The 12,320-nt window shown below is 57.1% G+C and carries 10 protein-coding genes; 4 read left to right on the plus strand and 6 right to left on the minus strand.

What is annotated here, in order from left to right:
- The 3 genes from IEY52_RS24765 to IEY52_RS24775 form a co-directional block, all read left to right on the plus strand.
- Positions 1-395 (plus strand): hypothetical protein (locus IEY52_RS24765; protein ID WP_189008757.1); only part of this gene is annotated, 395 nt, incomplete at its 5' end.
- Between the two features lie 49 nt (positions 396-444).
- Positions 445-1,434, plus strand: coding sequence for a cytochrome-c peroxidase (locus IEY52_RS24770; protein WP_189008760.1), 990 nt, complete (start codon positions 445-447; stop codon positions 1,432-1,434).
- Complete coding sequence (locus IEY52_RS24775) at positions 1,427-1,723, plus strand: hypothetical protein (protein WP_189008763.1); 297 nt, start codon at positions 1,427-1,429, stop codon at positions 1,721-1,723. Before IEY52_RS24770 ends, IEY52_RS24775 begins: the two co-directional genes overlap by 8 nt.
- Before the next feature lie 92 nt (positions 1,724-1,815).
- Here the strand turns inward: IEY52_RS24775 and IEY52_RS24780 are convergent, their stop codons facing one another.
- The 4 genes from IEY52_RS24780 to IEY52_RS24795 all read right to left on the minus strand — a co-directional run bounded on the left by IEY52_RS24780 (position 1,816) and on the right by IEY52_RS24795 (position 6,995).
- Positions 1,816-2,682, minus strand: a complete 867-nt coding sequence (locus IEY52_RS24780) for a carbohydrate ABC transporter permease (RefSeq protein WP_229684971.1) — start codon at positions 2,680-2,682, stop codon at positions 1,816-1,818.
- A complete protein-coding gene (locus IEY52_RS24785; protein WP_229684972.1) occupies positions 2,679-3,500 on the minus strand; it encodes a carbohydrate ABC transporter permease in 822 nt (273 codons plus the stop codon). Before IEY52_RS24785 ends, IEY52_RS24780 begins: the two co-directional genes overlap by 4 nt.
- 105 nt (positions 3,501-3,605) lie before the next feature.
- Positions 3,606-4,871 (minus strand): ABC transporter substrate-binding protein, encoded by a 1,266-nt coding sequence (locus tag IEY52_RS24790; protein ID WP_189008771.1) that lies wholly within the window; start codon positions 4,869-4,871, stop codon positions 3,606-3,608.
- Between the two features lie 84 nt (positions 4,872-4,955).
- A complete protein-coding gene (locus tag IEY52_RS24795) occupies positions 4,956-6,995 on the minus strand; it encodes a beta-galactosidase (RefSeq protein WP_189008774.1) in 2,040 nt (679 codons plus the stop codon).
- 504 nt (positions 6,996-7,499) lie between these two features.
- Here IEY52_RS24795 and IEY52_RS24800 point away from each other — a divergent pair.
- Positions 7,500-8,507 (plus strand): LacI family DNA-binding transcriptional regulator, encoded by a 1,008-nt coding sequence (locus IEY52_RS24800; RefSeq protein WP_189008777.1) that lies wholly within the window; start codon positions 7,500-7,502, stop codon positions 8,505-8,507.
- 49 nt (positions 8,508-8,556) lie between these two features.
- Here the strand turns inward: IEY52_RS24800 and IEY52_RS24805 are convergent, their stop codons facing one another.
- Both IEY52_RS24805 and pulA read right to left on the minus strand, forming a co-directional pair.
- Positions 8,557-8,979, minus strand: coding sequence for an SRPBCC family protein (locus IEY52_RS24805; RefSeq protein ID WP_189008780.1), 423 nt, complete (start codon positions 8,977-8,979; stop codon positions 8,557-8,559).
- A 63-nt stretch (positions 8,980-9,042) separates the two neighbouring features.
- Positions 9,043-12,282 (minus strand): type I pullulanase, encoded by a 3,240-nt coding sequence (pulA, locus tag IEY52_RS24810; protein WP_189008784.1) that lies wholly within the window; start codon positions 12,280-12,282, stop codon positions 9,043-9,045.
- Between the last annotated feature and the right edge of the window lie 38 nt (positions 12,283-12,320).

Raw genomic sequence — 12,320 nt, forward strand, 5'->3', positions numbered from 1 at the left:
CTACACGACTGGCGCGCCCGCCTCAAATAGCATTGTTGGCCCGGAGTACCAGGCCATTTTTAGATTTTTGTCCTGTACAGAGTTCTGCGCTTACCCTTATCTCTTGCTCCAAAACCAATGTTTCCAGTCCGGCCAGCACCTTTGATTATCAGGTGCAAGTTGCTCTGGAAAAGACCCATGCTCCTGTTCAAGGCGCACTGGTGTTTGACAATGCCACCAACACCCTGTTGTCTTCCACCAATGAACAAGGGGTGGCCCATCTGAAAGCCAAAGATGGACAGGTCTTGCGTGTTGTTGAGCCCAAATATGGCCAGCAGCAGGCCCTGGTGACGGTTTCCAAAATTCAGAAACAAGACACCCTGGTCTGGAAAATCAGCTGGAATGGTGGAATGTAATCCCTGACGAATCTCAAGATTTGCAAGGGTTTTGATGAGAAGGATCTTCTTGTTGTCTTCTGTTCTTCTTGCTGCAGCATTGACTGCAGCAAGAAGTTATTATTTGCATTCCAGTTTCTCCCCTTCCTCCCCACCCCTTTCCACCCCTGAGTTGCAAAGGGCAGGGGCTTTGCTGTTCAGGAACACTGAATTGTCTCCCAGGGGCATCTCATGCCAGACCTGCCATGATCCAGATCGGGCATTTCAGGATGGGTTGCAGCGTCCCAAAATTGGCCAACTGCTGTTGCGGCGCAACACTCCAAGTTTGCTGAATGTGGGTTATTACAAATCCTACTTCTGGGATGGTCGTGCGGCCACCCTGTATGATCAGGTTGAAGAGCCCCTCTTCGCTTTGCATGAAATGCACTCTTCCCCTGAACGCATTCACCGCACACTGAGCCACCATCCGACGCTGGGCAAACTCTACGCCCTGACCCGAAAACAGCAGGTGGTCACCAGCGAGAAGGATTTCACCAAAAAAGCCCTGGCAGCTCATCTGTGGTCCATTCGCAGCACAGACTCTTATGCCAACCATGCCATTTACACTCCCTCTGAGCAGCAGGGAAAAAAACTGTTTTATGGGAAGGCAGGGTGCAGCAGTTGTCATGCTGGAAAAGCCTTGACGGATCAGCAGTACCACTACACCGGCCTGAAAAAACAGGCCATTGTGCGCCAGAGCAACATCGTTCAGGGTCAAGAAACCGAAACCTTCGGGCATGACCATGGGCGTGGAGATGTGGTTTCTGGAAAGCAAATGCTGTTTGCTTTCCGCACGCCGAGTTTGCACAATGTTTCCCTCACAGCCCCTTACATGCATGATGGCAGTTTGAAAACCTTGCAGGAGGTCATAGAATTCTATGACCGTGGAGGAGACGAAAAGGGCCATCTCCCCAGACTGCATCTGAGTCAGAAGGAAAAGCAAGATTTGCAGGCTTTTTTGCTGCTGCTGCTGGACCCCCGCTACATGACCCTCCCACAAAAGGACCTTACCCATGACTGATCTCACCACCACCATTGCCCAGCTGGACAAATCGGGTTGGAAGCCCTTTTATGACTGGCAATTCACCAAATCGCCCAGTGTTTTCTTTTTCAGCCTGTACATCATTCCGCAGGGACTGGTGGTTCTGGAAGTGCTGACCCAGAGCCAGGATGACTTCAGGGTGGCATTTGCAGGAGCTTTTGAAACCCTGGAGGACATGCTCGATCATCTGTCCAACCATCCAGATTTGCAGGAGCTGCACTGGGAGTTTTCCAACGCTCTCTTGCAACACCGTGGGATGATTCAGTAACCCAGTCTCACAGAAACGCATCACAGAAACACAAAAAACGCCTGAGAGACTCGGGCGTTTTTTGTGTGTGTCTTCTTTGCTGAAAGGCCCACTCAGCCCTTGACGGACCCTCCGGCCACCCCGGCCACAATGTGCCGCTGGGCCAGCATGAACAGGATCAGGAAAGGCATGGTGGAAATGGCTGTTCCCATCATGATCCCGCCCCAGGACACGCGGGTCAGGCCCACCAGGGTGCCCAGGGCCACCGGAATGGTGTAGGCGTCCTTGTTGTTGAGGACCAGCAGCGGCCACAGGTAATCGTTCCAGCTTGCCAGGAACAGCAGGATCGCCAGTGCAGCCAGGGAAGGACGCACCACGGGCAGGGCAATCTGCCAGAACACCCGGAATTCGCTGGCTCCATCAATGCGGGCAGCATTCAAGAGGTCGTTGTGCACCCCCTGAAAAGTCTGGCGCATGTAGAAAATCCCCACGGTGTTGGCCAGACCAGGCAGAATCACCGCCCAGTAGGTGTTGGTCAAATGGAAATCGCGGGCCACCATGATGTACTGCGGGATGATGGTCACAAAAGCCGGAATGGCAATGGTGGCCAGAATCAGACCGAACCAGAAGTTCTTGCCCACAAATTCGTACTTGGTGAAAGCAAAGCCAGCCATGCTGGTGAACAGCAAACTCACCGTGGTGTAGAGCACCGCAATCATCAGGCTGTTGAAGGTGGCCTTCAGGAAGTTGGTGTCTGCCTGCAGGTTCTTGAAGTTGTTGACGGCTTCACTGCCAAACCACAGCGCACCAGAGTAAATGCCGTTGTCCGGGTGGGTGGCGTACACCAGCATCAGGTAGAGGGGGGCAATGAACAGCAGGGCACCCAGGGTCATCAGGATGTGCAACAGGATGCTTTGCAGGGTTTCGCTGCTTTTGTGGGCATTTCTGGGTCTGCTCTGGGACACGGCTTTGCTGGTCATGTGTTGTCTCCTCCCAGCACTTTCAGTTGAATCCAGCTCACCACGGCCCCCAGGATGGCCACCCCATAAGCAATGGCGCTGGCATAACCAAAGTTGAAGCTTCTGAAGCCCTGCTGGTACAGGTAGGTGCCCAGTGTCATGGTGGCATTGCCGGGTCCACTTGCGGTGATCAGGGCAGGCTCAGTGAACAGTTGCAGCGTCCCGAACACCGAAATCACCAGACAGAACAGGATGCTGGGACGCAAAAGGGGCAGGGTGATCCTGAAGAAGGTGGTGGTTTTGGAGGCCCCATCCAGCGCGGCGGCCTCGTAGACCTCCTGACCGATGCTTTGCAGTCCGGCCAGAATCAGGATGGCGTTGTATCCGGCCCAGCGCCAGGTGATGGCCATCATGATCACGGCCATGGCGGGTCCGGGCTGGTTCAACCAGTCCACCGAAGCGATCCCAATGGCATTCAGGCCCTGGTTGACGGCCCCATACTGGGTGTTGAAAATCAGACGGAAGATGGCAGAGTACGCGGTGGTGCCCACCACCAGCGGTGCAAAAAAGGCAAAGCGGTAAAAACCCTTGGCTTTCAGCACCCCGGAATTGAGGGCCACGGCCAGTCCCACCGCCAGGGCCAGCATCACGGGAACCTGAATCACCATGATGAACAGGGTGTTCTTCAGAGCGGTCAGGAAAAAGGGATCAGAGAAAAGTCTCGTCCAGTTTGTGGTGTTGAAAGAAAATCCCAGAATGCGGGAATCGTCAAAAGAGTCGAGCAAACTGCGGACCAGCGGGTAAGCCCAGAACACCAGAAAGATCAGCAGGTATGGCATCAAAAAGCCATATGGTACAGCGTTCTGCCTGAAGCGGAGCATGTCTTCCTCCTTGCAGGGCACCTGCAACTGCAGGTGCCCTGACGGTTACTTTAATCCTTGGGCTTACTTGGCGACGGGCAAGCCAGTGGCAGCGCTGATCTGTTTGGCTGCGCTGTCCAGGGCTTCTCTGGCGGTCTTGAACTTGCCAGAGATGAAGTCAGCCTGGGTCACCACCATGATCTGACGGGCTTCCTGGAAGAACTGGGTGCCGCGGGCAGCAGGAACATCACCGAGGGTGTCCAGGATGGTCTTCCAGACCTTCTGGTTGCCCCAGTATTTCTGGCCCTGTGCCACGTAGGGATCCTTGGCGGCGCTCAGCAGGGAAGGCACCAGACCGTACTGTTTCAGCATGGCGATCTGGCCTTCGTTGGTGGCCAGGGCGTGCTCAATGAAAGCGTAAGCGGCTTCTTTGTTCTTGCTGCTGGCGGGCAGGGCCAGGGCGGATCCGCCCAGGTTGGCTGCACGCACGCCGCCTTTTTTGGCTGCGGGCATGGGGTACACGCCCCACTTGCCGCTCAGTTCGGGGGCATTGCTGCGGATGGTGCCTTCATACCATGCACCGAACATGCTGGTGGCGGTGTCGCCTTTCTTGAAGGCGGTGATCTGTCCGCCCCAGTCGCCCACGGAGAGCAGTTTGGCGTCCATGAGTTTCTTGACGGTGTTGAGGGCATCCACGCAGCCTGCCTGGTTGATGGTCACTTCTTTTGCATCGTTGTCGAAGTAGAAGCAGCCGTTCTGGTTGGCCAGCATTCTGAACCACTCGTCGTCAGAGCCGTTGCCAATCACGCCCATCTTGACCTTGCCACCGAACTTGGCGTTGACCTTCTGGCCAGCCTTGATGAAGTCATCCCAGGTTTTGATGCTGGTGGGGCTGATTCCAGCCTGCTTGTAGAGGTCGCGGCGGTAGAACATCACCACAGGGCCGGAATCCCAGGGCATGGCGTAGCGCTTGTTGCCCACGGAAAGTTCGGTCCATTTGAAAGCGGGGAAGCTCTTGATGTACTTGCTGGCCCCCAGGGTGGTCAGGTCGGTGAAGCAGTCGGGGAAGCGGGCCCAGAACACTTCTGCCTCACCGTTTTCCACAGAGTAAACATCGGGGAGGTCAGCGCCGCCTGCCGCACATCCGGCCAGGCCACGGTCGTAGACGTTCTGGTTGCCCAGGTCCACAATTTTGACCTTCACATCGGGGTACAGCTTGTTGAAGCTGGGGACGGTGGCTTCCAGGGCTTTGGCGGCAACGTCCCAGCTCCAGATGGTGATTTCGCCTTTGGGGGCAGCCAGGGTGCTTCCGGCAATGAGTGTCAGGCCCAGCAGTGCAATGTTCTTCATCTTCTCTCTCCTTGATTCCTCTGCTCGATTTCCCGAGGAGCAACGCTCCTGTGGTGGGTGATGGGGGGGCGCTTGATGGCTGTCTTACTGCAAAATGGCTTCGAGTTGGGTCTGGGGCTGCAACACAGCCACATCCATGGGGGCAAGTTTCAGTTCCTGCTGTGCGGTTTGTGTTGCTGCGCTTTGCAGCAGGTTCTGCATGGGGGCAGGCAGCAAGACGGTGTGTTCCTGGCTGGTGTGGTTGATCAGGAAGGTGGTGCCGTCTTTCCAGGCCACCACTTCGATGCCTTCGGGCACCTCCAGAGGGCTCTGCACACCTGCATTTTGCAGGGTGTGTTTCAGGAAGGCTTCCAGGCTGCTCAGTTGCAACTGGGTGCCCAGGTGGTAGGCTTTTCCTTTGCCGTACTGGTTTTCGGTGATGGCAGGGGCACCTGCAAAGTGGTCGCTGGTGAAACTTGCCAGGGCGGTTGCGCCCTGCAGTTCCAGCACATCGGCCCACTGCACGGCCTGCCAGCCATTGCTGAGCTCCAGCACGGTGCCACTGCTCTGGGGATCGAATTCGCGGATCAGGATGCCCAGCATGTCAATCAGCAGGGGGTTGTAACTGCCGTTAAAGGTTTCGCTGTAGATGTGGTCGTTGGGGTCTGCCAGACCGCTGAAGCAGGACATCACCAGATGACCGCCGTTTTGCACGTAGGTTTTCAGGTTTGCAGCTGCAGTTTCAGACAGGATGGGCAGGCTGGGGGCCAGCACCAGCTGGTAACCAGACAGGTCATGGTCAGAGGTCACAAAATCCACCAGGATGTTCTGTTTCCACAGCACCTGATAGAAGTGGCCAATCTGTTCCATCAGGGAAAGCCCGGTGTGGGGATGGGATTCCTGCTCCAGGGCCTGCCAGGCGTCCCAGTCGAGGATCAAAGCCACTTTTGCATCGGGAGTGAAAGACAGTTCGGGAAGGGCTTTCAGTTCGTTGCCCAGCGCCCGGATTTCCTGCCAGGTGCGAGAAGAGGTTCCAGTGTGGGGGACCATGCCAGAGTGGTATTTCTCAGAGCCACTGATGCTCTGGCGCCACTGGAAGTACAGGATGCCTTTTGCGCCACGGGCCACCATGGAGTAGCTCAGGAGGCGCATCTGGCCGGGTTTTTTCAGGCGGTTGATGGGTCGCCACTGCACCTGATTGGGGGCCTGCTCCATCACGATCCAGGGCTGGCCGTCTTTCAAACTTCTGGCCCAGTCGCTTTGCAGGGCAGCGTCAATTTTGCTTTCCTGGGTGGCAGGATCGGGGTAAATGTCGATGGAGACCAGGTCTTCCTGCTGTGCAAATGAGCGCTGGTCCACGGCTTTGCTGAAACCCAGAAAGTTGGTGTTGAGGGGCACATCCGGGGTGATTTCCCGCAGGATCTGCACTTCCATCTCCAGGCATTCCTGGATCATGTCGCTGGAGAACCTGCGCCAGTCCAGCCAGTGGGTGGGGTTGTAGAAGGCGGGCATGTGTCTGGGGGGCTGCACTTCGGCCCAGTTCTGGTAGCCCTGGCTCCAGAAAGCGGTGCCCCACACGCGGTTCAGTTCAGGGATGGTCTGGTATTTTTGCTCCAGCCAGTGTCTGAAGGCCTCGGCGGTGTGTGGTGCGTAGCACTCCTGGATGTGGCAGCCGTATTCGTTGTTGATGTGCCACATCACCAGTGCAGGGTGGTCCTTGTAACGCTCTGCCATCTTGCGCACCAGCAGGGCGGCTTTTTCGCGGTAAATGGGGCTGGAGGGACTGTACTGCTGTCTGGACCCGAAGCCGTATTGCACACCACTGCGGTCTATGGGCAGGGTTTCAGGGTGATTCAGGGCCATCCAGGCAGGTGGGGAAGCAGTGGCGGTGGCAAGGTTCACAGAGATGCCGTTGGCATGCAACAAATCCAGCACGCGGTCCAGCCAGTCAAAGTCGTACTGGCCTTCCACGGGTTCCAGTCTGGCCCAGCCGAAAATGGCCACCGAAACCAGGTTCACCCCGGCTTCTTTCATGAGCTCCACGTCTTGCTGCCAGACGTCTTCGGACCATTGTTCGGGGTTGTAGTCTCCTCCGAAGAGCATCTTGCTGCCCAGTCTGGCGTTGATTTGTGAGGTGTTGAGCATGCACTTCTCCTTCAGGATGAAAACATCCGGTGGGTCTTGCTGAAACGGAAAGCAGATCTTGAAACAGATTTCACGATTTTTCAGGGCGTGAATCCTGGAAATGGGGCTTCCTGACCGCAACATGCGAAAAAACTTGCCACAAAACAGAAAAATTCTGTGGAAAAGCCCTGTTGCCTGCTGGGATCTGGTGGTCCAGACCCCGGAAGCACATCTCCTCTATGAAATGTATTTCATAAGCAAGTATAGGGAGGTTTGGTTTTAAAAGTCAAGTGTCCCACACGGCAGTTTTTTCGTCCAGGGCTGCAAAACTTGATGCTTTCCCAGAACAAAAAGCCTTTTTTGAGGGCGTCCATGCTGCCAGAGCAGCAAACCTCCTCTTTTCTTTTTGGGAAACAAAGGTTTTCGATTGAAAAAAATGAAAACAGCTTTGAAAGATCAGGGTTTTTGTTTTTGACGGAAGATGGTGTACCATGAAATAGATTTCAGATGCAGACCTTTGGAGGCTTGACCGTTAAAGATGTGGCCCGTGAAGCAGGGGTGTCCCCAGCCACGGTGTCCAGGGTGCTCAATGGCAGCGCCAGAGTGAGCCCAGACAAGGTGGAACGGGTCAGAGAAGTGATCGAACGGCTGGGCTACAAGGCCAACCCCTTCTCCAAAAGCCTGCTCACCGAAGACCTCAAGACCGTGGGGGTGCTGGTCCCCAACCTGCGGGATGACTTTTACGGGGTGATCGTCAACGCCATCGAACGCAGGCTGCTGGAACACGGCGTGCACATGATGTGCTCGCTGGGCCACGAAGACGCACTGGTGGAAGAAGACGCCGTGCAGACCTTTCGCAGCCGCAGCCTCAACGCCTACATCCTGCTGGCAGATCTGATCAGCGACGAGGCCATTCTGGAACTGGTCAAAGACAACATCCCGGTGGTCTTGATTCACCGCTACCTGCCAGAGCTGCAGCACATGTGCGTCAACATCAGCAACGAGCACGGCGGGTTCATTGCCACACAGCACCTCATCGAACTGGGCCACACCCGCATCGCCCACATCACCGGACCCCTCAACCGCCACCACACGCTGGGACGCTACACCGGATACATGAAAGCCCTGCAGCAGGCCGGACTTCCTGTTGATCCCGCACTGGTGCAATCGGTGCCCGGTCCCCAGTGGGAAATCCTGCAGGGCGAACGCATGACCCAGCGCCTGCTCTCCCGCACCAGATTCACGGCCCTCTTTGCTTACAACGACTGGCTGGCCATAGGGGCCATGCGGGCCGTCCGTGCTGCTGGGCTGCGCATCCCCGAAGACATCTCCATCGTCAGTTTTGACAACCGCTTCTTCACCGAGGTCACCGATCCGCCCCTCACCGGAGTGGATTTTCCCAGGGAAACCCTGGGGGTGCTGGCTGCAGACCGGGTGATTGCCCTGATGAACGGACAGGACGTGCAGATGCTGCCAGACCTCAAACCCGAACTGGTGGTGCGGGGGTCCACGGCTGCTGTGAAGAAAGGGTGAGGGAATCCCCTCAGCTTTGATCTGCCATTTTGTTTGACTGGACTGTCTTTTACCTGTAACTTTCCAGCTCTCGCCTGAGGCCATGCACCCGCTGCTCCAGCCTTTGCAGCAGCTGGACTTTGCTCATGCGGTATTTTAAAGCCGCCATGGGACCCACCAGCTGAATTTCCCCGGTCAGCTGGATGCCTGCAGGGTTCCCCTCCCAGTGCAGCTTGAGCAGCAAATCCACCCCCACCGAAAGCGGATGGCTGAGCAGAAGCGTCTGGCTGGGATCACACACCAGCACCCTGAACGGAAACCGCTGGCCCTTCACCGTGGTGAGTTGCCCGGTGGCTCCGATTCTCATGCTGCCTTCCAGTGTGGCTTCCTGCACTTCCGGGTCCCAGCGGGACCACAGGGCAGGGTTGGCACACAGTGCCCACAGCTTGTTGGGATCGGCCTGGATGGTGGTGGTGTGCTGGTGGGGATTCATGGGGACTCCTCGAAAAAAACAAGGAGGTGGCGCAGGCCACCTCCGGTGTTTGCAGGATGCAGCTCAGTAAGAGAACGGCAGGGGCTGGTGGATCTGGATCAGGGAAGCAGGGTCACCGCTGGAAGAATTGCCAGTTCTGGGCAGGATTTCTGCGCCGCCCCAGTTCTCTCCTCCCAGGATGCCCGTGGAGACCTTGAAGCCGTGGTTGGCGCCAAAGGTGCTCTTCAGGAAGCGGGCTTTCAGGAAGCGGGTGCCGTCTGCGGCCTGCTTGCTGCTCAGCACAGCAGGCGTGAGGGTTTTGGTGGTGCCCGCAGCATCCTGAATTTCACGGAATTCCAGGGCGTTCTGGCCGGGGTTGTGCAGAACAAGGTACTTGGGGGCCACACCTGCATCGAACTGCACATTGCGCTTCCAGTTGTCCAGCTGGAGCAGGTTGCTGACAGGGCCGCCCTGGGCCAGGGTCAGGAAAGCCATCAGCAGGTTGTCGTTGCCGACTTTGTACTGCAGACCGAGGTAAATGCTCTCTGTGTCCTGGGCCACGCAGAGCTGGGTCAGGATGTTGTCGGGACCCCAGTCGTCGGTGGGGGTGGCGTCGGTGCTGCAGCCAGCGGCATCAAACTCAGAGAGGTTGGTGGTGTCCAGATTCAGGGCAGATTTGAGCTGGGGCAGGGCAGGATCGTCAGGGAGGGGTTCCAGGGTATCGGCGTAGGCAATCACGGTGCTGAGGGCTGGAACGGTGTATTCACCGCTGGCCATTTCGATGGGGGCACTGCTGAAGGTGTCTCCCTTGACCATCACTTTCCAGTTGCCATCAGGCAGGGTGACTTTCTGTGCGGCTTCGTTGGCGTTGAAGACCACCAGGATGTGGTTCCAGCTGTCTTTGGCTTTGGTGCCGTCCAGCACGAACCCGATCACGCCCTGGTCGCTGTTCAGACTGAGGGGGTGGTAAGCGGCCAGCACGTCGGCACGGCTGCTGTAATGGAAGGCAGGGTGGGCCTGACGCAGTTTGATGATGTTGCTGTAGTAGGCGCTCACATCTGCGAACTGCTGCAGTCGGGTCCAGTCGAACTGGTTGATGTCGTCTCCGGCGTTGTAGGAGTTGCCGTTGCCTTTTTTGCTGCGGGCAAACTCTTCGCCGCCGACCATGAAGGACAGTCCCTGGGCGGTCTGCACCAGTGCGGAGGCCATTTTCTGCATCTGCTTGAGGGTGGCCTCGCTCTTGCCTTTGCTGGCACCCAGGGTCAGGCGGTCCCACAGCACATAGTTGTCGTGGCTGGTGGCGTAGTTGACGCTCTCTCCGGGTTCCTGGGCAAAGTCGTTCAGGCTGCCCCCCAGACCAGACTGCACTGCAGGGGCCAGATTGAATGCGCCCTGGATGAAGCCTTTGGTGTCCACTTCAAAGACGCCACCGATGATGCCGTTTCTGAAGTTGTCGTTGAACACCCCGACGTTCATGCCTTTCTGGGCACCCTTGCCGAAGTAGGTGGGGCCTCCTCCGGTCCAGGGCTCTCCGTACAGCACCAGGCTGGGGTTGATTTTGCGCACCTCTTCGGTGATGGTTTTGACATCTGCGGGTTTGACGGTGCCCAGCAAATCAAAACGGAACCCCTGGATGTGGTACTCACTGGCCCAGTACTTCAGGGAGTCAATGATGAATTTTCTGGCCATGGGACGCTCTGCAGCAATCACATTGCCCACACCGGTGTCGTTGAGGTAAGCGCCTTCATCGTCGGTGCGGTAATAGTAGTAAGGCACCAGCTGGTCAAAAGGAGAGCGCTCTCCAGTGACCTTGGTGTGGTTGTACACCACGTCCATGATCACGTTCAGGCCGTTCTCGTGCAGGCCCTTGACCATGGTTTTGAATTCTTTGATGGTGGCAGCAGGGTTGCCCGGCTGGGTGGAGTACTGGCCTTCGGGGACGTTGTAGAACACCGGATCGTAGCCCCAGTTGTAAGCCCCTTCGCTTTCGTTGCCATAATCGAAGGTGGGCATCAGTTGCACGGCATTCACCCCGAGTTGCTTCAGGTGATCGAGGCCGGTGGAAATGCTGGTTCCAGGCAGTTTGGTTCCGGTCTGCACCATCCCCAGGTATTTGCCGCGTTTGCCCGCATCCACGCCAGAGGAAGCGGAAACCGTGAAGTCCCGGATGTGCACCTCATAGACGTTGGCGTCGGTGTGGCGTTTCAGGGAAGGCTGGGTGTAGCTGGCCCAGTTGTCCGGGTTGGTGCTGGCCAGATCCACCACTGCGGATTTCATCTGGTTGAGCGGCTGGGTCTCGAAGTAATTGCTGGCGGCTTTGCTGTAAGGATCGGCGGTGGTTTTGGTGACCCCGTACTGCACGACTTCCAGCAGGTAGAATTTCCCGGCGAGGTTGCCTGTTGCGCTGCCGCTCCACACGCCTTTGTCGCCTCTGACCAGGTTCACGGTCTGGAAAGGGGTGGTGTCTGCAGCGCTGTTGAACAGCTTGACCCGCACGGCACTGGACACAGGCGTCCACACTTTGAAAGTGGTCTGACCAGGAGCGTAGGTGGCCCCCAGGTCACCCCCGGCGTAGGTGTAGGCGTCTGCGCTGAGCACATCCCGCAGGTGCACGGTCAGGGGGGCTTTGATGCCCAGCCCGGTCAGGGTGATGGGTTTGCTGGCGTCTTCGGGTTTGAGGGCCGTTGCCAGGGTGATGGTTGCGGTTTTTCCATCCACAGTGATTGCAGAAACCGTCTGTGCTTTGCCATCGATCAAGAGGGTCAGTTTGTCTTTGGTGAGTTTTTCAGGGGGAATGTTGTAGGTGATTTTGACCTGCGTGCTGCTGTCCATGAAGGCCGCTTTGGCCTGACTGGTCAGATCGATGTCTTTGGGATCGGTGTAAAAGGCTTTCTGGCCGCTGACCACCCAGATTTCGGCAAGGCCACTGGCAGGGATGTCTGCGAAGCGGTCATCGGGGGTGTCTTTGGCTTCCCATTCGCCCTTGCGCACAATGAAACCACGTTTGGCAGGCAGGTTCTCCGAGCCGATGATGGCAATTTTGCCAAATTTGTCGTCTTCGGTGAACTGGGTGACCACGCCTTCCAGACCATCAATCCAGGACCACACGTTCCAGGTGTTGTAGAGGTCGTCGAAACGGTGGTAGTGCAGCACCAGCACGCTTTTCAGGTTGGGGTTGCCCAGTTTGGTTTTGAAGAAGCTGAGGTCTTTGCCTTGCAGGTAACTGGGGTAAGCAGGCAGCGTGGGTGGGGTGGGAGCGGGGGCGAGGTTGCAGGCCACGAGGCCAGTGACAAGGGTGCTGAGGAGAAGGGGGCGTTTGAACACAGGTGCTCCTTTCAGATGCTGATGAGGCCATGCGGCGG

The organism is Deinococcus roseus (genome assembly GCF_014646895.1).
GTDB classification, from domain to species: Bacteria; Deinococcota; Deinococci; order Deinococcales; family Deinococcaceae; genus Deinococcus_C; species Deinococcus_C roseus.